The following is a 21,777-nucleotide window of genomic DNA, read 5'->3' on the forward strand; positions in this document are numbered from 1 at the left end:
CCGACTTTCATTTCGGGGGCCCGAAACGGCCGCGCCCGACAAGTGCTCCGCATCAACGTGCGGTACCTTGGGAATGTGGTGCGGAATGAGACATCATTGCGTTTCGGCCCGGGCGATATTTGATTTCGCACCGTGGCGTACCGGGTCGTTCCCCGGCCCGGCGACGCGATATGTCGGCTCCTCGGTTAGCGAGGTCTCCCCATGGCAGGAATACCCGCGGCACTGCGGCGGCAACGCAGCCCCTTCATCGGCCCGCGGCCGTTCACCGCTCATGACGAGAGCCTCTTCTTCGGACGGTCCGACGAGATCCGGCTGCTGCGGGGGCTGTGGCGGCGCAACCGGCTGACGATCCTCCACTCCGACGCCGCCGCGGGCAAGACCTCGCTGCTGCGCGCGGGTCTCATCCCCAAGCTGCGCGCCGACAACGCCAACGTGCTGCCGCTCGGCCGGGCCACCTCGTGCCAGGTCTGGCCGGCCGCCGCCCTGCCGGGCCACAACCCGTACGTGCTCACCCTGCTGTCGTCCTGGGACCCGGAGGAGTCGCCGGGGCGGCTGGCGGAGCTGTCGGTCGGCGAGTTCGTCCGCGGCAGGCAGACCCTCGACAGCGACGGGGAGCCGGCCCCGATCTTCGCCGCCGTCGACCAGGCGGAGGCGTTCCTGCGCCGGCAGGAGCCGCACCAGGGGCACCGCCGCCGGCTGCTGGACGAGCTCTTCGAGGCGCTGGCCCGCCGGCCGAACCTGCGCCTGCTCCTGGCCGTACGCTCCGACTACCTCGACGACCTGCGCCACGAGGTGAAGGACGCCGGCCGGCCGGAATGCGCCGAGTACCACCTCAGGCCCCTGACTCCCGAGGCCGCCACCGACGTCGTGAGCCGCTCCGCCCAGGCCATGCGGCTGCACCTGCCGCCCGCCGAGGTCGAGGAGCTGCTGGAGGAGCTGCGCGCGGTCAGGGACGAGAGCGGCCGCGTGAGCCGGCTGACCCGGGCGATCGACCCCCTGCTCCTGCAGGTGGCGGGGGCGCACCTGTGGCGCGATCCCCCCGGCCACGACCATCTCGTCCCGGCGAGCCTGCGGGCGGAGGTCGAGCGTGCCCTGGCCGACTGGTGCGGCAGGACGCTCGCCGCCGCCGCGGCCGAGCACGAGCTGTCGCCGCGCGAGCTGGAGTCCTGGCTGCGGCGCACCGTCCTGCACCGGGGCGGGACCGGCACGGCCCCGGCCGCCGAGATCACCGACGCGTTCCTGCACTCGCTGGAGGACCGCCACCTCATCACGGACGCCCGGCACAGCGCGGGCCCCGACCTGCGCCGCCGGCGCCTGCTCGCCCCGCTGCGCGGGCTCGACCCCGGGCAGTGGCCCTCGCCCCCGCCGGACCCGGCCGCGCTGCTGTGCGCCGCCGTGCGCGCCCGCGCCGCGGGCGAGCCGGACCGGGCCGGGCGGCTGGCCCGCGAGGCCGCCCGCGTCTGCCCGCCGAAGGAGATGCGGGTGCGCGCCGACATCGAGTCGCTGCTCGGCAACCTCTGCTACGAGCAGCGCTCGCCGGACGAGGCCGTCGCCCGCTACCTCGCCGCCGCGACCCTGTACGAGGCGCTCAACGACGGCGCCTCCGTGGGCTGGATGCTCGCCGCGGTCGGCCGTATCTCGCTCGCCCAGGGCAGGCGGAGCACGGCCATCGAGCACCTGATGGCGGCCGTCAGCAGGATCCCGAACGACCCGGTCGTACGGACCGGCCTCGGCCAGGCGCTCACAGGAGGCATCGCTGATCAGTGAAACCGCACTGCTCACCCTGATCACCGGCGGCAGCGCCGTGCTGGCCGCGCTGTCCGGCGCCGGCTTCTACATGATCAGTGAGCGGAACAAGATCAGGCAGGACCGTGCGGCGGCGGCGGAGGAGCGGGAAGCGCTCCGGCAGGACGCACAGGTCAAGGAGCTGCTCGCGGCGTTCGCGGACGCGCAGGCGGCGGTGCTGAAGCTCGGCCTCGCCGTACGCATCTCCCTGGACATGCGCGGCAACAGCCTTGCCCGCCTCGGCGGCGAGGACCGGCCCGAGCAGCTCCGCCAGGTACGCGTGGAGTACCTGGCGGCCAGCGTCGCGGTCGCGTGGCTGCGGCCGCTGTGCCCGCCGCGGGTCCACCACAGGATCGAGTCGCTGAGCCGGGCAGTCGACGAGGCCTACCTTCAGGCGTGGTCCACCTCGGTGCCCGCGGAGGCTCCTGCGGCGATACAGACCAGCCTGCAGGGCAGCCTCCATGCGTTGAGCGACGACCTCTTCCACGAGGTGGCCAGGGAGCTCCCCGCTCCCGTGCCCGGCCCCGTCGCCCGGCCGCTCCCGGCGGAGCCGGCGCCGGACGGATGACGGGCGCCGCGGGGCGGAGATCGCCAGGGCCAGCACGCCGACCACGGCGGCCACGAGGACGACGGCGCCCTCCGTGCCGAGCAGGGCGAGGAGGTAGCCGCCCGCCAGGGCTCCGAGCGGCACGGTGCTGCCGGAGAAGAACCGGATCACGCTGGTGACCCGGCCGAACAGCCTCTTCGGCACGCCCGAGGCCTGGTAGAGGACCAGCGCGACGTTGATGTGCGCCCCGATGAACCCGATCCCGCCCCACGCGGCGGGCAGCACGGCGGCGACGTACAGGAGCGAGCCGTGGTCGGCCACGGTGAGGCACGCGCTCAGCAGCAACCACGCCCAGACACCCGCGACGATCAGCCGGGCCGGCTTCATCCTGCGCAGCATGCGCGGGGCCATCAGCGAGCCCAGCACCCCGCCCAGCCCCGAGGCCGCGATCAGCAGGCCGATCACCAGCGGCGACAGGTGCCGCTCGTGGGCGAGCAGGACCAGGGTCAGGCCCAGGGTCTGGAAGGCGAAGTTCGCCAGCGCGCAGACGATCATGACGCGGGCAAGGAACTCCTCGTGCCGCAGGAAGGTCAGGCCGCGCCGGAACGCGCGGATCTGCCACGCCGCCCGCAGCGGCCGCCCGGCCGCGGCCCGCGCGAACCGCTTGTTCCGCATCCTCAGCAGGGTGAGCGCCGACACGACGGAGGTCGCGACGTCCAGCAGGAACGGCCAGCAGCGGCCCAGCTCGAACAGCCACCCGCCGAGCGGCCTGCCCAGCAGCCCGGCCACGTGGGTGCGGGCCTCGTTGCCCGCCATGGCCTTGGCCAGCCGCTCGCGCCGCACCAGCCAGGGCACGGCCGTCGTCTCCGCCGTGCTGTAGAGCACCACGCAGATGCCCTGCGCGACGCTGACGAGCGGCAGGAGGTACACGATGCCCTCGTCGCCGCCCTGGCCGACGAGCAGGCAGCCGACCATCAGCACGGCCAGCGCCGCGCGGACGAGCATGCTGCCGACCATCACCCGGCGCCGGTTGGAGTAGTCGGCCAGCACCCCGGCGGGCAGGTGCAGCAGGATGCGCGGCAGCGTGCCGGCGGCGGCCACCCATCCGGCGAAGACGGGTGAGCTGGTCAGCGTGAGCGCGAGCAGTGGTGCGGTCACCGTGGAGGCCATGTTCCCCAGTTGCGAGGCGGTGGAGCCGGTCCACAGGAGCCGGAGGTCCCGCCTCTCCGCCAGGCCGGGAACATGGCCCGGTTGCGCGCTTTCGGTGCTTTCGGCCACCTCTATCCCTGTTCCCAAGGCGACGCGCAGGACACTGCGCGGCTGGCGTGCATGGAAGGACGCGCCACCGCCGGACGGCGGGAGCGTCTGCGTCTTGGCTGGATCGCACCGGTCACGCTTGGAGATCTGGCCTGGCACGTTCCACGCTTCACCCATGGGACGGCATTTGTTCCGCACGGCTGTCGCGCACGTTGAGGCACGTTACCGTGACCGCCGGCGATACAAGGCCACAACATGCAAGAACGCCTTTCACGGGTGGACCTCCCAGCCTAGGCCGCGGGCGTCACCCGCGCCGGACGACGGCCTGGAGGCGGTCGGGCCGGTTGGTCATGATGCCGTCCACGCCGTACGAGACGAGCCGCCGGATGAGGGCGGGCCGGTCGGCCGACCAGGTGTAGACGCGCATGCCCCGCTCGTGCACCTTCTTGACGTACCGGGCGGTGAGCCCGGCGTGCGGAACGGTGAGGCCGTCGGCGTACCTGGCCACCTCGGCGAGCCTGCCGGCGGCGGGCTTGCCGAGCAGCGCGATGGGCAGGCCGGGCACCATGTCGCGCAGGACCCGCATCGACGGCCAGCCGAACGCCTGCACGGTCAGCCGCTCCGGGCTCCACGACTCGCGCTCCTCCTGCAGTTCGGCGGCCACGCGGCGGTCGATGTCCGGGCTGCGCGGGGAGTGCTTGATCTCCAGCAGCAGCCCGGTGCCGGTGCCGCGCGTGGCCTCCAGGGCCCGCCTGAGCGTGGGCACGCCCTCGCCGCGGAAACGCGGGGAGAACCACGATCCCGCGTCCAGCCGCTGGATCTCCGCGAGCGTGAAGTCGGAGACCCGCCACGGCTTCCGCCTGGGGAAGATCTTCTCCACGTTCGTGGTCCGGCTCAGGGTCTCGTCGTGCATCAGCACGAGCCGGTGGTCCTTGGTCTGCTGGACGTCGAACTCGCACACGTCGGCCCGGTGGGACCTGGCCACGGCGCACGCCGCGATGGTGTTCTCCGGCGCGTTGGCCGAGCCGCCGCGGTGGGCGATGTTGTCCACCTGCGGCGGCACGGCGGTGATGAACGCGGTGACGACGACACCGAGCGAGTGGTACATACTTCCCCCCAGGCCCCATATGTCTCAGTGTGGAGGAAAGTTCCCAGACGACCGCTTTCTACCGCGTGTCGGTGACGTCAGCACGAACTCTTTAACGGTTCGGCGACCCCCTAGAACCGGATCTTGCGCAGGTAGCGGTAGCCGACCTCCGACGTCTGCCTCGGCGTCACGTCGGGGGTGTCGTTCTCCACGATGTACTCCCTGACCCGGTGGGCGTCGAACACCCGGCGGAAGTCGATCGTGCCGGTGCCCAGGTCGGCCATGTCACCGTCCAGGTGCCGGTCCTTGACGTGGTACTGCAGCACCCGCTGCGGCGCCCGCCTGATGACGTCGATCGCGAACTTCACCGGGTCCCTGGACCCGCGCCCGACGCCGCCGGTGACCGCCCAGTAGATGTCGATCTCCAGGTGGACCAGGCGCGGATCGAGCTCGGAGGTGAGCACGTCCCAGGGGGTCACCCCGCCGCCGAGGTCGGTGGTGAACTCGTGGGCGTGGTTGTGGTAGCCGTAGCGCAACCCGGCCTTGCGGGCGGCCTGCGCCTCGACGTTCATCCGCTCGGCCCAGCCCTTCCACTCGTCCAGGCTGTCCGAGGCCAGGTACGGCACGACCATGTAGGTCTGGCCGAGCGTCAGCGCGTTCTCGATCTTCGTCTCCAGGGCGGCGTCGTCGGGGCTGATGCCGTCATGGCTGGAGCTGGCCTCGATGCCGAGCCCGTCGAGGAAGTCGCGTAACTGCCGCGCCGTGCGGCCGAAGTAGCCCAGCGCCAGCTCGACCTTCGGATATCCGAGCTCGGCCAGGTAGGTGAGGGTGGTGTCGTAGTTCTGGGCCAGGTCGTCGCGTACCGTCCAGAGCTGGATGCTGATCTGGCCGGGAGGGACGCGCTCCCTGCCGCCGTGGTGGTGCGGCGGTGTCGCCGCGGCGGCGGGGGACGCGGCGGCCAGGGCGGCGGCGCCCAGCCCGAGGCCCGCGGCGAGCAGGGAGCGCCTGCTGGGGCCGTAGCCGTAACACATGAGGGTGTCTCCTAACTGGTGGGCTCGAGCACGACCTGCGTGCTGGACGTCAGCGGGGGCAGGCCCCCGGTGCCGGGGTCGGTGTAGGTGGCCACGAAGACTCCGGTGAGCTCGTCGGTCTCCGGGTCGTGGCCGCTCGGCACGGTGGTCTGGATGGAGCCCGTGCAGCCGCGGGCCGTGGTCTGCGGGTGGCCGTGGTCGTCGTGCCCGAGGATGTAGTCCACGGTCACGTTCGCGCAGTCCACCGCCTGGTCGTCGGTGACGCGTACCTCGAACTCGACGAGGTCGCCGAAGGCGAACGGCTGGCCGGCCACCGGCCGCACCAGCTCGACGACCGGCGCGGCGTTGCCGACCACGATCCGCACCGACGTGGCCGCCGACCTGCCGCTGGGGTCGGTGACCCGCAGGGTGGCCTGGTAGATGCCGTTCTCCGTGTAGGTGTGCGTGCCGCTCGGGCTGCGGGAGTCCACCCGGCCGTCGGCGTCGAAGTCCCACGCGTAGCGGATCCGGTCGCCGTCGGCGTCGCTGGTGCCGGTGCTGGTGAAGCTGACGGTGAGCGGGGCCAGACCGCTCGTCGCCGAGGCCTGCGCGACCGGGATCGGCGTGTGGTTGCCGGTGTTGCCGATGTGGTCGATGCGGGCGAGCTGGGCGTCCGGGTTCTCGCTGAAGAAGCCGTCGCCGTACTCGAGGACGTAGAGCGCGCCGTCGGGACCGAACTCCAGGTCCATCGGGTTGTCGAAGACGAACGAGGGCAGCACGGGCTCGATCCGCCTCCCGTTGCCGTGGAACGCCTTGACGTAGTCGCGGGTCCACTCGTAGAAGAGCGGGACGCCGTCGTAGTACCGCGGCCAGCCCACGGCCGTGCGGCCGCGCGTGTCGGACGGGTCGAAGTCGTAGGCCGGTCCCGCCATCGGGCCGATGCCGCCGGTGCCCAGCTCGGGGAACTCCTGCGACGGCCCGTACGAGTACCACACGTCCGGCTGCACGACCGGCGGCAGCCGGCGCAGGCCGGTGTTGCGCGGCGACTCGTTGACCGGCGCCGCGCAGTCGAAGGGGGCGCCCGAGGCGCCGGTGGCGAAGTCGTAGTCCACGTACGGCAGCCGCGCCGTCGCGCAGTACGGCCAGCCGTAGTTGCCCGCCCTGCGGACCACCGTCCACTTGCCGTGCCCCGCCGGGCCGCGCGCCGGGTCGGCCTCCTGCTGGTCGGGCGAGTAGTCGGCGACGTACAGCTCGCCGGTGCGCCGGTTCAGCTCGATCCTGAACGGGTTGCGCAGGCCCATCGCGTAGATCTCCGGCCGGGTGCCCGCCGTGCCCGGCCTGAAGAGGTTGCCCCTGGGGATCGTGTACGAGCCGTTCTCGCGCACGCTGATGCGCAGGACCTTGCCGCGCAGGTCGTCGGTGTTGCCGGCGCTGCGCTGGGCGTCGAAGGCCGGGTTCCTGTCGGCCCGCTCGTCGATCGGGGTGAAGCCGTCGGACTGGAACGGGTTCGTGTCGTCGCCGGTGGACAGGTAGAGGTTGCCGGCGGCGTCGAAGACGATGTCGCCGCCGACGTGGCAGCAGATGCCCCGGTCCACCGGGACGTCGAGGATGCGCTGCTCGCTGCGCAGGTCGATGGTCGTGCCGCTCCAGCGGAAGCGGGACAGCCTGATCAGGCCCTTGAAGGGCGCGAAGTCCGCCGGCGTGCCGGCGAACGGGGCGTCGCCCTCGTTGACGTCCGGGGTCGCGGGGTCGTCGACCGGGGTGTTCAGCGGGGGCGAGTAGTAGAGGTAGACCCAGTCGTCCTTCTTGGAGCCCTTGCCGAAGCCGGGGCTGAGTGCGACGCTCTGCAGCCCCTCCTCGTCGTGCTCGTAGACGTCGAGGTCGGCGGCCAGCGTGTTGAGCCCGGTCTTCGGGTCGTGCAGCCAGACCTCGCCCTTCCTGGTCGTGTGCAGCACCCTGGAATCGGGTAACACCGCCAAGTCCATGGGCTCGCCCGGGTTGTCGTTGAGCGTGACCTTCTGGAACTGGGAGTCGGGCGGCGGCGCCGCCACGCCCGCCTGCGCGGCGGCTGCCGGCATGAGGATCGCCGCAGCGGTCAAGGCTGTCATCACGGTTCTCGCGCTCATGCCTCTCTCCTTCCGTCTACTCGGGGGGATAAGAGAGGGCAAATTAACGTGAATGTAACCCGAGTTACGCCGATCGAGGAGGGTCTCTTCGCCACCGATCCGCACATCTTCCGCTTCGGATCGGACTAAGTGCACAGACAAAGATCGCCCCCACCCGTACGGGCGGAGGCGATCTCGGGTGATGGGCAGCGCGCGGGCTACTGCTGCTTCTGCTGCTCCATGGTGACGGTGACGGTGTTCTCCTCGCCGTCACGCTGGTAGGTGATGGCGACCTGCTGGCCGACCTTGTAGCCGCGCACCTGGCCGACGACCGTGTCCCCGCCCTGGACCGGCGTCTCGCCGATCCTGGTGATCAGGTCCCCCTGCCGCAGCCCGGCCTTCTCGGCGGGGCTGCCCTTGGTCACCTGCCGGATGAGCGCGCCGGACACGTCCCCGCTGGCGTCGGTGACGCTCACGCCCAGGAACGCGTGGCTCACCGTGCCCTTGCTGATGAGCTGCTCGGAGACGTGCTTGGCGGTGTTCACGGGGATCGCGAAGCCGAGGTTGACGCCGTCGGCGGCGACCGCGCTGTTGATGCCGACCAGCTCTCCCGCCGCGTTCACCAGGGCGCCGCCGGAGTTACCAGGGTTGATCGCCGCGTCGGTCTGGATCATGCCGCCGAGCGTGGTCGTCTCCTCCTGCCGCTGCCCCTGCCCGCCCCAGCCCGGCGGGAGCTGCTGCTCCGGCTGACCGCTCCCGGAGGTCACGGTACGGTCCAGCGCGCTGATGATGCCCGAGGTCACCGTGCCGTCCAGGCCCAGCGGGCTGCCGATGGCCAGCACGTCGTCGCCCACCTTGAGCTGGTCGCTGTCGCCGAGCGCCACCTTGGCCAGCCCCGACACGCCCTCGGCCTTGATCACGGCCAGGTCGGTGGCCGGGTCGGTGCCGACCACGGTCGCCTTGGCCGTCTTGCCGTCGTTGAACTTGACCGTCAGCCCGCCGTTCTGCCCCGAGACGACGTGGTTGTTGGTCAGGATGTATCCGTCCTGCGACAGCACCACGCCCGAGCCCTCGCTCGTCTGGCCCTGGATCATCACCACGGACGGCTGCACCTTCTCCGCCACCTGCGCCACCGTGTACTGGTCGGCTGCGGTGCGGAACACCGGGCTCGGGTTGCTCGCGGTGGTGGTCGCCACGGGCTGCGGGTTCGCCCCCGCCAGGTACGCGCCCACGGCCCCGCCACCCAGCGCAGCCGCCGACAGACCGGCCACGGCGGCCAGCGCCAGGCCGGCGATCGCCTTGCGGGTCAGCATGAACCCGGCGCGCCTCGGCGGCGGAGGCGGCGGCATCACCGGGTTCGGCCGGGTGAACCCTCCGGCGGCAGGCGGGGTGTCACCGAACTGGCTCCAACCGCCGGTGTGAGGCTCGTTCGCGTCCATGTCATCTCCTAGAGTCCCGATGACACAAGAGTGAGCCATGGTGCGTAAACACCGACTAAGCCGGATTGCCCGGTTATCCGCACCCGCTGATCTCCGCCTTATCGGTGCTGGCAGCGGTGATCAGCGCGCCGGGAAAATTCCGAGAAATCAGTGGGCGTCGCCGGGGACGATCAGCCCCGTCTCGTACGCCGCGATCACCGCCTGCACCCGATCGCGCAGCCCCAGCTTGGTCAGCACGTTGCTGACGTGCGTCTTCACCGTGTGCTCGCTGACCACCATCTCGCGCGCGATCTCCGCGTTGGACAGCCCCCTGGCCATCATGCGCAGCGTCTCCTGCTCCCGCCCGGTCAGCACCGCCAGCCGCTCCGACGGCGGCGCGACGGAGCGCGGGGCGGCGCGGGCGGTGAAGTCGGCGATGAGCCGGGTGGTGACCGAGGGGGCGAGCAGCGACTCGCCGGCCGCGACCACCCGTACGGCGTGCACCAGGTCGTCGCGCCTGACGTCCTTGAGCAGGAACCCGCTGGCCCCCGCCCGCAGCGCGTCGTAGACGTAGTCGTCCAGGTCGAACGTGGTGAGCATGAGGACCCGGCAGTCCCCGTCCGCGCAGACGGCGCGGGCGGCCTCGATGCCGTCCATGACGGGCATGCGGATGTCGAGCAGGAGCAGGTCGGGCCGGTGCTCGCGGACGGCGGCGATCGCCTGGAGCCCGTCTCCCGCCTCGGCGACGACCTCGATGTCCGGCTGGGCGTCGAGGATCATGCTGAACCCGGCGCGGACGAGCTCCTGGTCGTCCGCCACCACGACGCGGATGCTCACGACGCCGCCAGCGGAAGCCGGACGAGCACCTGGAAGCCGGGCCCGCCGGCGCGCGGGCCGAGCTCGGCGGTGCCGCCGCACGCGGCGGCGCGCTCCCGGATGCCGATCAGGCCGTTGCCGCCCGACGGGAGCCCGGGGTCCCGGCCACGGCCGTCGTCGGTGATGTCGATCATGAGTGCGTGGTCCTGCCAGGTGAGAGCGATGCCGGCACGGGTGGCGCCCGCGTGCTTGACGATGTTGGTGAGGGCTTCCTGGGTGATGCGGTACGCGGCCACCTCGGTGTCGGGCGACAGCGGCCGGGGCGAGCCCGTGGTGGAGTATGTCACGTGCAGCCCGGTGGCCCGGACCTGGTCGGCGAGGGCGGGCAGCCCGTCGATGGTGGGCTGCGGGCCGCGCGGGCCCTCCTCCTCCTTGAGCACCTTCAGCAGGCGGCGGAGCTGGTCCATGGCGTCGCGCCCGGCGCCGGCGATGGCGTCGAAGGCGGCCACGGCCCTGGCCGGGTTCGAGGTGACCGCCACCGGGCCGGCCTCGGCCTGGACGACCATGACGCTGACCGCGTGGGCGAGGATGTCGTGCATGTCGCGGGCGATCCTGGCCCGCTCCCGCTCGGCGGCGCGCTCGGCCTCGATCTCGCGCTCGCGGGCGAGCCGCACGGCGCGCTCCTCCAGCGCGGCGGCGTGGGCGCGGGAGGCGGCGGCCGCGCGGCCGATGGCGTACGCGGCGACGAACTGCACGGTCCCGCGCACCCCGGACTCGGCCGAGCCGACGATGAGCAGGCCGCCGCCGAGCGTGACGCCGAACGCGATCCACCGCTTCCACCTGCTGGAGTAGGCGGCCAGGGTGTAGAGGGCCACCAGGCCCGTGTACCAGATGGGCTGGGAGGCCACCTCCTCCTCCAGGTCGTAGAAGCCTGTGGGGATGCAGACGGCCAGCAGCACGATCACCGGCGCGCGGCGCCGCCAGATCAGCGGCACGGCGGAGACCACCACCACGGTGTAACCCCACCAGTGCCAGGGCCCGCCGTGCGGGTTCTCACGGGACAGGAACGGCCACAGCTGCACGGCCAGCACCAGCGCCGCGAGCGCGCCGTCCACCAGGGTCGTGGGCAGACCGCCGTACCAGCGGCGGAACCGCGCGACCAACCGTGACTCGGACATAAGCCCCAATTGTGCCCTCCGTCTCACGCGACGGCGACCGCGTGGCGGGCGGGTTCCCGGCGCGCGAGCGGCACGAACGAGATCAGCAGGCACAGGGCGCCGAGCGGGATGAGGTCCTTGTCCATGAACGGCAGGGCCAGGTCGAGCAGCACCAGCGCGGGCATCCACGCCTTGACCCGGCGCATGACCGCGAGCTGCAGGACCAGGGCGAGCTGGGCCAGGTAGAACAGGAACGGGCCGCCGTCGTAGACCACCGGCGACACCCCCGGCACGCTCTGCACCTGGTCGAAGAGCACGCCCATCCCGTCGCGGTCGGCGGCCATGAACCCGACCACGATGTCGATCCCGAACTGCGCGAGCAGCGTCACGATGCCGGCGGTCCCGGCCACCGCGCTCACGGTGGACAGGGTGTCGCGTCCCGCCATGGCGCGCAGGCGCCAGAAGATCTGGGCGAACAGGACGAGGGCCGCCATGAACGCGAGGTGGCCGGCGGTCCAGGCGAGGCCGGGGCCGCGGCTGCCGTCGAACCCGTCGATGATGCGGATCACCCCGTAGGCGAAGGTGAGCAGGGGAGCGGCGATGAAGGCGAAGCGGGAGTTCATGGCGGAAATCCTCGTCCCGTGGAGGGGTGCCGGACATCGCCGGTGCGAGGGATTCGGGCGCTCCCTCGCGGGAGGGAGGAGAGATGGGTCGCGTCGGCGATCCGCGGCGGGGGTGCCGCCCAGCAGGATTGCCGTCGTTCCCACAGCACCGAGGAGATCACCTTGTTGAAGACCGCAGCCGCCTGCCTCGCCCTGGCCACCGTCCTCGTGGCGGCGCCCGCCCAGGCGGCCACGCCCACCCCTCGGCCCTGCCCGGCGCCCACCGTCGTCGAGCCGGACCCCGATGCCGTGATCCCGCCGATCGACCAGGCGGCCCTGGGCAAGGCCATCGGTGACCTGCCCGCGGCCGACGCCACCGCGGCCGTGGTCCGGGTGGGCGGCACGAAGGGCTCGTGGAGGGGCGCGAGCGGCGTGGCCGACCTGAGGACGCGGCGCGAGGCCGCGGAGCACGTACGCTTCCGCGCCGGCAGCGTGACCAAGATGTTCACCACCGCGGTCGTGCTGCAACTCGTCGCCGAGGGCAGGATCACGCTCGGCGACGCCGTCCAGGACCACCTGCCTGACCTGCTGCCCGCCTCCTACCCGCGGATCCAGGTGGGCCAGCTGCTGAACCACACCAGCGGCCTGCCCGCCCCCGAGCTGCCCGGCGGCTTCCAGTACGTCTACGAGACCAGGTTCCAGAAGTGGACCCCGCGGGAGTACGTCTCCCAGGCCGTGCGCAACCCGATCGAGTTCACCCCGGGCACCAGGCAGCACTACCTGAACATCAACACGTTCGTGGCGGGCCTGCTGATCGAGAAGGTCACGGGGCGGACGTACGAGCACGAGGTGACGAACCGGATCCTGCGCCCGGTCGGCATGCGGAACAGCTACCTGCCCGGCACCTCGACCACCATCAGGGGCCCGCACCACCAGGGTTACCAGAGCGTGCCCGCGGGCTTCGAGAACGCCATCCGCTACGGCGACGGGCACGTGGTCGACATGACCAGGACGAGCGTCACCTCGACCTGGGCGTCGGGCGACCTGATCTCGACGGCCGCGGACCTGGAGAAGTTCGTCAAGGCGCTGTTCGCCGGCGAGGTCGTGCCGCCGGCCCAGCTCGAGCCCATGTTCACCGTCCCGGACGTGACGATGTTCGACGAGTGCGGCAACCAGCCCGCGACCTACACCTCCGGCATGAGCAGGATGGTGCTGCCCGGCGGGATCGTGGGGTACGGCAAGACGGGGTCCCGCTACGGCTACGCCACCGGGGTCGGTGCGACCCGGGACCTGTCGAGGACCCTGGTCTACTCGGTCAACTCCACCGACGCCAAGGCCTCCGGCCAGAACGGGCGCACGCTCGGCATCGTGGTGGCCTCCTTCTCCTGACCGCCGACCGGGAGATGTGAGGGTCGGCGAACACCCTCACATCTCGGACGGCGCTCGCTCAGCGGCGCCGACGCCGACGCCTGCGGGCGCGACCACCGCCGGCTCCGCCGTTGCCCGGAGTCGGCTCCGGTCCCGGAATCCGGAAGAACGAGAAGAAACCCAGATATCGCTGCATCGCGGCCATGATGTCCCCCTTTTAACGGACTCGGGTCGCGCGCCGGACGGCCGCGCGCCCGGCGTAGCCGGACTGACCCGCAACCCTACCCGCGAGGCGGCCACGAAACCCTCTGACCTGGGGTTTCTTCCTACTTGTGTGACAGCTTGCGGCGCTTGAACATCGGGTGCTTGGTCTCCCAGTAGCGCCAGCCCTCAACCCGGGAGGGCACGTTGGCGATGCCCGTGCTGACCTTGAAACGCTCGCAGGTGCCGAGGACGTTCCAGGCCGACCAGCCCACGCGGTAACCGAAGACTCGGTACCACATGTTGCCGTACATGCCGTCGCTGATCTCCTGCGTGTATTCGTGACCGCTGTAGACCATGTGCCGCTCCTCGAGGTGCGGCAGGCCGAGCCGGCGCAGGTTGAAGATCACTTCGCCCTTGTCGATGACCTTTTCGGCCTCGTTCTCCGTTTCCAGGAAGGCGGTGACCTCGTGCTCGCGCGTGACCGACACCGTCATCGAACCGCCGGGGCCGTCGATGTAGCGGGTGCGGGGCACGAAGAAATTCCGCGGCGACATCTGGTGGATCCGGAAGAAGGTACGCGGCCTGCAGTTCCTGCCGCCGTCGTCATCGTGATGGTGGTCGACGAAGCCGCGGTCGAACTTGTGGTGGTCGGGGCCGTCGTCCTTGTCGCCCGCGCTCGCCGCCGGCGCCATGGTGACGGCCAGCACGGCCGCGAGAATGCCGCGTGCGGCGGGCTTCGCCATTTTTCTCATTGGGGTGAACATTTACCGTTCCTTTCGGAATGCGACCCATAGTCGCCAGACCGGTACGATGCTTACAGTTGCCGCGAGCGAGATGACAACGCCACGCCGAATCCGAATTTCCCGTACTGGGAAAGAGCCGGTGAAAGAGCGTCAATATCGGACCGCAATTGCGTAAAGCAATGCCATTCCACCCCATGTGACGCTGCGCAATGCGGCGACTTCTCCCCGTGATGGCGATATATCCGTTTGCGTAGGCGTTGAGGAAGATGGCGCCGTCCCTACGTACCTCCCTACGGCAGATTCCGGGTTTCGGGAGGTATGCAATGCACCGCAGAGTCAGCCTGCTCTCCGCCGTCGCCCTCGCCCTGGCAGGCGCCCTGGTGCCGGCGGGCGCCGCGCAGGCCGGGGCCGCGAACGGGCTCGACCCCAGGCCCGCGGGCTGGACCGCGACGGATTCGCAGGCGGAGCGCAGGACCGTCTCGCAGTACTGGACCACGCGGCGCATGCTCGCGGCACAACCCCTCGACGCGCCCGCGCCGCGGCGTACCCAGTCGCGCGGGCCGTCCCAGGGCGACCCGTGGGCAACCCGCGGCGCCACCACCACCCGCCGCAGCCCGTGGACCACCCGCGGCGCCGCCTGGTCGGTCGGCGGCACCACGCCCGTCACCGCCGCGCGGCGGTCCCTGGTGCCCAACAGCCCTGGATTGCAGTGGACGGACGCCGGCGCGGTCGTGCGCACCACCGGCCGGGTCTTCTTCACCACCGCCGACGGCCGCAACTCCTCGTGCTCCGGCTCGGCCGTGACCAGCGCGAACGAGAGCGTCGTGATCACCGCTGGGCACTGCGTGAAGCTGAACGGGGCCGCGCACAGGAACTGGGTGTTCGTCCCGGCCTTCGACGACGGGCGGCGCCCGTTCGGCACCTGGGTGGCCAGCGCGATGCTCACCACCCAGCAGTGGAACGCCAGGGAGGACATCAACTTCGACGTGGCCGCCGTCGTGGTGGCGCCGCTGAACGGGCGGACGCTGACCGACGTCGTGGGCGGGCAGGGGGTCGCGTTCAACCAGGCCAGGCAGCGGCAGATGTTCGCCTTCGGGTATCCGGCGGCCGACCCGTTCGACGGGTCCGAACTGATCTACTGCAGCGGGCGCGCGTTCAACGACACGGTCATGACCCGCGATCAGGGGCTGCGCTGCAACATGACCGGCGGGTCGAGCGGCGGGCCCTGGTTCCAGGGCTTCGACGAGTCCACCGGCCTCGGCTGGCTGAACTCCGTCAACAGCTTCACCTACAACTTCGCCCCGAACTTCATGTTCGGCCCCTTCTTCGGCGACGAGGCCATGGCCGTCTACCAGGCGGCGCAGAACACGGACGCACTCTGAGGCGGGCTGCGGGGGCATGATGGCGGATGACCCCTCACCCCGGGAGGCTCGCCATGCCGGACCCGCTGCCGCTGCTCGAACGCCTCATCGCCGTCGACTCCGTCAACCCCGGCCTCTCCCCCGGCGGCGCGGGCGAGTCGGCCGCCGCCGCGTTCTGCGCGCAGTGGCTGGGCGAGCGGGGGTTCGAGGTCCACCGGCTGGAGCGGCGGCCCGGCCGCCCCTCCGTGGTGGCCGTGGCCCGCGGCACCGGCGGCGGGCGCTCGATCATGCTCAACGGTCACCTCGACACCGTCGCCTGCGGCACGTACGACGGCGACCCGCTCGTCCCGCGCGTCGAGGACGGGAAGATCTACGGCCGGGGCGCCTTCGACATGAAGAGCGGCGTGGCCGCGATGATGGCCGCCGCCGCCCGCGCCACCGCGGGCGGCCCGCTGCGCGGCGACGTCATCGTGGCCTGCGTGGCCGACGAGGAGCACGCCAGCTTCGGCACCGAGGAGGTGCTGGAGCGCTTCACCGCCGACGGCGCCGTCGTGACCGAGCCGAGCCTGCTGGAGGTGACGCTCGCGCACAAGGGTTTCGCCTGGTTCGAGGTGGAGGTGCTGGGCCGCGCCGCCCACGGCTCCCGTCCCGACCTGGGCGTGGACGCGATCGCCAAGGCCGGTCACTTCCTGGTGGCGCTGGAGGCGCTCGGCCGGCGGCTGGCCGGCTCCGGCGGGCACCGGCTGCTGGGGCCCGGCACCGTGCACGCCTCGCTCATCGAGGGCGGCGAGGGCCCTTCCACCTATCCGGCCCGCTGCCGGATCACGATCGAGCGGCGCACGGTCCCCGGCGAGACCGAGCAGAGCGTCAGGGACGAGCTGATCGGGGTCCTCGATCACCTCGCCGCCACCGTCCCCGGCTTCGGCTACCGCCTGCGCCCCGGCCTGCACCGCGAGCCCTTCGAGGCCGACCCCGACGCGGCGATCACGCGCGTCCTGCTGCGCGAGGCGGAGCGGGCGCTCGGCCGTCCGCCGGTCATCCGCGCCGAGCCCTTCTGGACGGACTGCGCCCTGCTGGCCCGCGCCGGCATCCCGTGCCTGCTCTTCGGCGCCGACGGCGGCGGCGCCCACGCCGACACCGAGTGGGCCGACATCGCCTCGGTGCACAAGGTGACCGACGTGCTGGCCGCCACGGTGGCCGCGTTCTGCGGCTAATTCGCTCGCCTCGGCGGGGCGTGCTTGGCTAGCGTGCGCCGGTGACGTACGAGCACCCGCTGGCCTACGTGCTGGGCCTCGAAGGCATGGCCCTGATGAGGGCGTTCACCGGAGAGCACGACCGCGAGTTCGTCGAGGAGCGCATCGCCGAGATCCGCCGGCTGCTCGCCGACGAGTCGCTGGCGGAGGCGGGCGTCGAGGTCGCCCGCGTGGACCCGGTGGAGGGCTATCGCATCTGGTCGCAGACGTACGACGGGCCGAACTCGGCGTTCGACTACGACGAGCCCCTCGTGCACGCGATCATCGACGGGCTGCCGGAGGGCGTCGCCCTGGACGCGGCCTGCGGCACGGGCCGCTTCGCCGCGGCGCTGGCCGAGCGCGGTCACCACGTGCTCGGCGTGGACAGCTCGCCCGAGATGCTGGCCCGGGCCCGCGAGCGGGTGCCGCAGGGCGACTTCCGCCTCGGCGACCTGTGCCGCCTCCCGGTACCCGACGACACCGCCGACCTGGTCGTCTGCTCGCTGGCGCTGACCCACGCGCCCGCGCTGGACCCGGTGTTCGCGCAGTTCGCCCGGGTGCTCCGGCCCGGCGGCCACGTGGTGATCGCGGACATCCATCCGGAGGGGGTGGCCCGGGGCATCGTCCCGAACCTGCGCCTGCCGGACGGCCGGCCCGGGCGCGTGGCCACGTACCACCACCCGATCGGCGACTACGTCCGGGCCGCGCTGAGGGCGGGCCTGCGGGTGCGCCGCTGCGAGGAGCCCGCGATGCAGGCGCCGGCCCCGCCCGCCGCGCCGGCCGGGCCGGCCGCCTTGGGGCCGTGGGAGCTGTGGCCGTGGGTCCTGGTGGAGCTGGCGCCCGAGGCTGCCAGGGCGGCCGTCGAAGGCGTGCCCGCGATCGTCGTCTGGCACTTCCAGCTCGCGCCGTAGCGAGGTACAGGTCCCGAAAAATCGCCCATTGACGAAAAATCCTTACATGGTACTCATAGATCAAGTCGGAAAGCTTCAACCCCCTCGCCGAGATCGTCCAGAGTCCACCCAAGGAGGACGCGCATGGCGCGAAGCACGGCCACCGACCCGCCCGCCGACTTACTCGGCCCCGTCCAGGGAGAGGTCTCCTGGTTCTGCTGCGGCACCGCATGGGGCCCCTGCAGCAGCACCGGAAAGGGAGCCTGCGGCACCTGCAACTCCGGCAACCTCCAGCACGCCTGGCCCAACACCTCCGACGCCTGCTGGGCGATCACCCGCCCCGACAGCTGCGGCGTCAGCCTGTCCCGCAGGACCTGCGGGTACCGCCACCGCATCACGGCGCTGTGCACCGGCACCAGCGTCGTCACCGCCATCGCCGACTGCGGCCCGCAGACCGACCTGTTCTGCGGCGAGCGGAGCTGCTGCGGCGCGACCTGCGCGAGCAACCGCCTGATCGACCTGACCCCCGCCGCTTACAGCCGGCTCGCCAGCCTCTCGTCCGGCCTGCGGCCGGTGGAGATCTCGACGGCCTAGGAGGGCGAACGATGCGCAGCAGAAGGGACGTGCTCAAGTCCGCCGTGCTCGGCGGGGGCGCCGGCGTCGTCGCCGCGACCGCGCTGGGCTCGCTCGGCCCCGAGGCGGCCTTCGCCGCCCAGAAGGTGGAGCCGGGCGCCCCCGACCCGGACTTCGCCGAGGGCCGGATCCGCTCGATCAAGGACAACACCCTGCTCGTCCTGGGCTCGAACCTGGTCTTCCACACCATCAGGGTCGTGGACGGCACGAGCCTGTGGAAGCTCGGGCCGGTCCCGTTCGACCAGGCCAAGCCCGGTGACGGCCTGTACGCCAGAGGCGTGCGCATGCCCGACGGCATGCTGGCCGCCGAGGCGGTGTGGCTGAACATCGTCAACATCAAGGGCCACATCAAGAACATCACCGGCCAGACCATCCGCCTCGACCACAACGGCCACGACGTGCTGTGTCACGTCGTCGCCGGCAAGTCGGTGGCCATCCACTCCGAGTCGCCGCCCACGGCGGACCTGTCGATGCTGAAGGTCAGCCAGCACGTGCAGATCCTGGGCGCCTGGCGGCCGGACACCAACGAAATCGACATCGCCACGGTCTTCTCCCCGCACTAGAAGGAGGCAGTGCCATGCAGGGGATCGCCGCGTCGCAGCCGTACGTGATAGCCGCCTTCCTGCTCTGGGCCGGCCTGGCGAAGCTGTTCGGCAGGCGGATGAGGGCACAGGCCGGGCGGACCGCCCTGGCCCGCCTGACCGGCCCGGCGCGCGCGGTCCCCGCGCTGCGGCTCGTCGGCCTGGCCGAGCTGGCCGTGGCCGCCGCGCTGCTGGTGCCCCCGCTCCACCCCGCGGACGGGGTGGCCGCCGCGTCGCTGTCCGCCGGTTTCCTGGCCTACCTGACCTATGCCCGCGTGGCCGCGCCCACCTCGTCGTGCGGCTGCCTGGGCACGCATTCCCGCCCCGTGGACCCGCGTGCCTTCGCCCGCGCGGGCCTGCTGCTGGCCGCCTCCTCCCTCGCGGCGACGGCGCCGGGAGGCCCTGCCCTCCCCGCCGTGATCGTGCTGGAGGCCGCGGTCCTGCTGGCGCTCTCGGCCGAGCTGGACCGCTACTGGCTCGCCCCGCTGCGCCGCCTGCTGGTGCGCGTGCGCCGCCCGCTGGCGATCCCGCCGCCGGCGGACGTCCCGCTGGAGGCCTCCCTGCACCTGCTCCGCCGCAGCCTCGCGTACTGCTCGGCCTCGGCCCAGCTCACCTCGGACGTGCTGGAGTCGTGGGACGAGGACGGCACCCGCTTCGTGGTGTACGGGGCGCGGGGTCGCACGGCGGTCTTCGCCGTCCCGCTCGCCGGGGACGACCCGGCAGGCGTGCGGGTCGCGCTCGTCTAGGTCCGGGAACGGCCCTCAGCCGCGCCGGGCGGCCGCATGGCTGCTGGCGATCAGCTCGTGGTGCCGGACGACCTCGGCGATGATGAAATTCAGGAATCGTTCGGCGAAGACGGGGTCGAGTTTCGACTCCTCGGCCAGCGCGCGCAGGCGGCGAATTTGGGCCGCCTCGCGCGCGGGATCCGCCGGCGGGAGCCGGTATTCGGCCTTCAACCGGCCGACTTCCTGGGTGCATTTGAAACGCTCGGCGAGCAGGTGGACGAGGGCGGCGTCAAGATTGTCGATGCTGTCCCGGAGCCGCTGCAGCTCGTTACGGACAAACATTTCCACATCAGGCTGATCTTCAGAGGTTTTTTCCATAAAAAAATACGCCCCTTCGGCTCAACATCGCCCTAGAAGGGGAAATATTAGCAGAAAATGGACATTCGGCGCCTGCTGGTTTCACGCCATGAGATCGGCGAACGCGCGGGCGGCGGCGTCGGAGGCGAACAGCCGCTCCAGCCGCGCCCTGGCGAGCTGCCGCCGGAACGGCCCGGCCTGTGCGGCGTTCCCGGCCTCGTGCATCATCTCGTGCATCCACCGGGAGAACTCCTGGTGGTCCCACACCCGCTTCAGGCACGTCTCGGAGTAGGCGGCGAGCGGCCCCTCGTCGCCCTCGCGCAGCGCCGCGCGCAGGCCGCGGGCCAGCACGTCCGCATCGGCGATCGCCAGGTTCATGCCCTTGCCGCCCATCGGGGTGATGATGTGCGCGGCGTCGCCGACGAGGAAGAGCCTGCCGTAGCGCATGGGGTCGGCGACGAAGCAGCGCATCTCGACGAACAGCTTCTCCGTGATCGGCCCCGTGGGCAGGGCGGCGTCGCCGAGGCGCAGCCGTAACTGCTCCCAGATCCGCTCGTCGCCCCACGCGTCGAGGGTGTCGCCCGGCGCGCACTCCAGGTAGAAGCGGCTGGCCTTGGGCCCCCTCGCGAACTGGGCCGCGAAGCCCGCCGGATGGATGCCGAAGAGCGGGTGGCGCGGCGGGAGCGCGTCGGCCAGCACGGTGAGCCAGCCGACGCCGTGGTCGTAGGTGTAGGTGGTCAGCGCGCCCTCCGGCACGCCGGCGCGGCTGACGCCGTGGAAGCCGTCGCAGCCCGCGACGTACGCGCACGCGATCTCGTGCACGGCGCCGTCCGCGTCCCGGTACGTGACGGACGGCGTGGCGCCGTCGATGCCGTGCGGGGTCACCTCGGCGGCGTCGAAGCGCAGGTCTCCCCCGCCCTCCAGGAAGGCGCTGATCAGGCGGGCGACCAGGACCTGCTGCGGCACGATCCGCCCGGCCCTGCCGCCGGCCAGGGCGGCGACGTCGAGGAGGCGGGGCCGGCCGTCGAGGCGGATCTCCAGCGTGCTGTCGCTCGACGTGCCGGCCAGCACGCTGTCGGCCAGCCCCCACTGCTCGAAGACGCGGGCGCCATGGTGCTCCAGCACGCCGGCGCGCTGGCGCTGCTCCACGTACGAGCGGCTCTGCCGCTCCAGCACCACGCAGCCGACCCCGGCCCGCTGGAGCAGGTTGGCCAGGGTCAGGCCGGCAGGCCCCGATCCGATGATGACGACCTCGACGCTCTCCCGCATGCTCGGCATCCGACACCAAGATCGACAAATGCGCAAGCCCCTTCGCTGCCAGTCTGATCAAGTTTGACTAGAGCGGGCGGGCAGGGCTACCGTGACCGTGGACTAGTCAAATTTGAAGAGCAGGGAGAACGATGACGACCGTGACGCCGTACCTCATGGTGCACAGCGCCAAGCAGTTCACCGACTACGCCGCGCACGTCTTCGGCGCGCAGGCGAAGACCCTCATCCCGCTCGACGGCGACCCGGAGCGGGTCGTGCACGGCGAGATGCGCATCGGCAGCAGCACGATCTACTTCGCCGACGCAAGGACCGACGGCGCGCAGTGCCTGCCGCCGTACCGCGAGGGGGAAGATCCCTCCCGCACGCAGATGTACGTCACGCTGCCCGACCCGGCCAGGGCGTTCGCCGCCGCCATCGCCAAGGGCGCCACCCCGGTCATGGAGGTGTCCGAGCAGGAGGAGGGGACGGAGATGGGCGGCTGGGTCGACCCGTTCGGCACCCTGTGGTGGGTGACCTCGGAGGCGCCGCACCGACCGTGACGCGCCTGCCGGGGTACAGCAGGCTGTACTCTTTCGCCGCCGATCACACGACAAATCCGCTCCTGTCCTAGGGTCTGAGACCGAGGAGGTG

General features: G+C 71.7%; 20 protein-coding genes. 9 read left to right on the plus strand and 11 right to left on the minus strand.

Annotation, left to right across the window (positions count from 1 at the left end):
- The first annotated feature begins 201 nt into the window (after positions 1 to 201).
- A complete protein-coding gene (locus ACBJ32_RS34890) occupies positions 202 to 1,767 on the plus strand; it encodes an ATP-binding protein (protein ID WP_375130374.1) in 1,566 nt (521 codons plus the stop codon).
- On the opposite strand, the gene ACBJ32_RS34895 is transcribed toward ACBJ32_RS34890, so the two are convergent.
- The 8 genes from ACBJ32_RS34895 to ACBJ32_RS34930 form a co-directional block, all read right to left on the minus strand.
- Entirely contained in the window at positions 1,742 to 3,766 is a 2,025-nt protein-coding gene (locus ACBJ32_RS34895; protein WP_375130375.1) for an MFS transporter, read from the minus strand. The two genes, ACBJ32_RS34890 and ACBJ32_RS34895, sit on opposite strands and share 26 nt — an antisense overlap.
- 127 nt (positions 3,767 to 3,893) lie before the next feature.
- Positions 3,894 to 4,697 (minus strand): glycerophosphodiester phosphodiesterase, encoded by an 804-nt coding sequence (locus ACBJ32_RS34900; protein WP_375130376.1) that lies wholly within the window; start codon positions 4,695 to 4,697, stop codon positions 3,894 to 3,896.
- A 110-nt stretch (positions 4,698 to 4,807) separates the two neighbouring features.
- On the minus strand, positions 4,808 to 5,707 hold the full coding sequence (locus tag ACBJ32_RS34905; RefSeq protein ID WP_375130377.1) for a sugar phosphate isomerase/epimerase family protein: 900 nt from the start codon (positions 5,705 to 5,707) through the stop codon (positions 4,808 to 4,810).
- 11 nt (positions 5,708 to 5,718) lie between these two features.
- Positions 5,719 to 7,812, minus strand: coding sequence for a PQQ-dependent sugar dehydrogenase (locus ACBJ32_RS34910; RefSeq protein ID WP_375130378.1), 2,094 nt, complete (start codon positions 7,810 to 7,812; stop codon positions 5,719 to 5,721).
- 197 nt (positions 7,813 to 8,009) lie between these two features.
- The gene (locus ACBJ32_RS34915) at positions 8,010 to 9,230 is read right to left on the minus strand and encodes a S1C family serine protease (RefSeq protein WP_375130379.1); all 1,221 of its coding nucleotides are present in this window, start codon (positions 9,228 to 9,230) and stop codon (positions 8,010 to 8,012) included.
- 147 nt (positions 9,231 to 9,377) lie between these two features.
- The gene (locus tag ACBJ32_RS34920) at positions 9,378 to 10,046 is read right to left on the minus strand and encodes a response regulator (protein ID WP_375130380.1); all 669 of its coding nucleotides are present in this window, start codon (positions 10,044 to 10,046) and stop codon (positions 9,378 to 9,380) included.
- The gene (locus ACBJ32_RS34925) at positions 10,043 to 11,203 is read right to left on the minus strand and encodes a sensor histidine kinase (RefSeq protein WP_375130381.1); all 1,161 of its coding nucleotides are present in this window, start codon (positions 11,201 to 11,203) and stop codon (positions 10,043 to 10,045) included. Before ACBJ32_RS34925 ends, ACBJ32_RS34920 begins: the two co-directional genes overlap by 4 nt.
- A gap of 23 nt (positions 11,204 to 11,226) precedes the next feature.
- Positions 11,227 to 11,805 carry a hypothetical protein gene (locus tag ACBJ32_RS34930; protein WP_375130382.1) on the minus strand — a complete coding sequence of 193 codons (579 nt, stop codon included), beginning with the start codon at positions 11,803 to 11,805 and terminating at the stop codon, positions 11,227 to 11,229.
- 162 nt (positions 11,806 to 11,967) lie between these two features.
- On the opposite strand from ACBJ32_RS34930, the gene ACBJ32_RS34935 reads away from it, so the two are divergent.
- A complete protein-coding gene (locus ACBJ32_RS34935; protein ID WP_375130383.1) occupies positions 11,968 to 13,173 on the plus strand; it encodes a serine hydrolase domain-containing protein in 1,206 nt (401 codons plus the stop codon).
- A gap of 305 nt (positions 13,174 to 13,478) precedes the next feature.
- Here the strand turns inward: ACBJ32_RS34935 and ACBJ32_RS34940 are convergent, their stop codons facing one another.
- On the minus strand, positions 13,479 to 14,099 hold the full coding sequence (locus ACBJ32_RS34940; RefSeq protein ID WP_357882069.1) for a hypothetical protein: 621 nt from the start codon (positions 14,097 to 14,099) through the stop codon (positions 13,479 to 13,481).
- 323 nt (positions 14,100 to 14,422) lie between these two features.
- On the opposite strand from ACBJ32_RS34940, the gene ACBJ32_RS34945 reads away from it, so the two are divergent.
- The 6 genes from ACBJ32_RS34945 to ACBJ32_RS34970 all read left to right on the plus strand — a co-directional run bounded on the left by ACBJ32_RS34945 (position 14,423) and on the right by ACBJ32_RS34970 (position 19,542).
- Positions 14,423 to 15,481, plus strand: a complete 1,059-nt coding sequence (locus tag ACBJ32_RS34945; protein WP_375130384.1) for a trypsin-like serine peptidase — start codon at positions 14,423 to 14,425, stop codon at positions 15,479 to 15,481.
- A gap of 53 nt (positions 15,482 to 15,534) precedes the next feature.
- The gene (locus ACBJ32_RS34950; protein ID WP_375130385.1) at positions 15,535 to 16,674 is read left to right on the plus strand and encodes an ArgE/DapE family deacylase; all 1,140 of its coding nucleotides are present in this window, start codon (positions 15,535 to 15,537) and stop codon (positions 16,672 to 16,674) included.
- Positions 16,675 to 16,715: 41 nt separating this feature from the next.
- Positions 16,716 to 17,603: a class I SAM-dependent methyltransferase gene (locus ACBJ32_RS34955; RefSeq protein ID WP_375130386.1), complete on the plus strand. Its 888-nt coding sequence runs from the start codon at positions 16,716 to 16,718 to the stop codon at positions 17,601 to 17,603.
- Between the two features lie 123 nt (positions 17,604 to 17,726).
- Positions 17,727 to 18,176 (plus strand): hypothetical protein, encoded by a 450-nt coding sequence (locus ACBJ32_RS34960; RefSeq protein ID WP_357882082.1) that lies wholly within the window; start codon positions 17,727 to 17,729, stop codon positions 18,174 to 18,176.
- A gap of 11 nt (positions 18,177 to 18,187) precedes the next feature.
- A complete protein-coding gene (locus tag ACBJ32_RS34965) occupies positions 18,188 to 18,778 on the plus strand; it encodes a cell wall protein (RefSeq protein WP_375130387.1) in 591 nt (196 codons plus the stop codon).
- A gap of 14 nt (positions 18,779 to 18,792) precedes the next feature.
- Complete coding sequence (locus ACBJ32_RS34970; RefSeq protein WP_375130388.1) at positions 18,793 to 19,542, plus strand: MauE/DoxX family redox-associated membrane protein; 750 nt, start codon at positions 18,793 to 18,795, stop codon at positions 19,540 to 19,542.
- Between the two features lie 15 nt (positions 19,543 to 19,557).
- On the opposite strand, the gene ACBJ32_RS34975 is transcribed toward ACBJ32_RS34970, so the two are convergent.
- Positions 19,558 to 19,899, minus strand: a complete 342-nt coding sequence (locus ACBJ32_RS34975; RefSeq protein ID WP_375130389.1) for a chorismate mutase — start codon at positions 19,897 to 19,899, stop codon at positions 19,558 to 19,560.
- Positions 19,900 to 19,980: 81 nt separating this feature from the next.
- Entirely contained in the window at positions 19,981 to 21,156 is a 1,176-nt protein-coding gene (locus ACBJ32_RS34980; protein WP_375130390.1) for a 4-hydroxybenzoate 3-monooxygenase, read from the minus strand.
- A 122-nt stretch (positions 21,157 to 21,278) separates the two neighbouring features.
- Here ACBJ32_RS34980 and ACBJ32_RS34985 point away from each other — a divergent pair, with 122 nt between their 5' ends.
- Positions 21,279 to 21,686 (plus strand): hypothetical protein, encoded by a 408-nt coding sequence (locus ACBJ32_RS34985; protein WP_357882097.1) that lies wholly within the window; start codon positions 21,279 to 21,281, stop codon positions 21,684 to 21,686.
- The last annotated feature ends 91 nt before the right edge of the window (positions 21,687 to 21,777 follow it).

This window comes from Nonomuraea sp. GTA35, from assembly GCF_041950525.1.
Taxonomy (GTDB): Bacteria; Actinomycetota; Actinomycetes; order Streptosporangiales; family Streptosporangiaceae; genus Nonomuraea.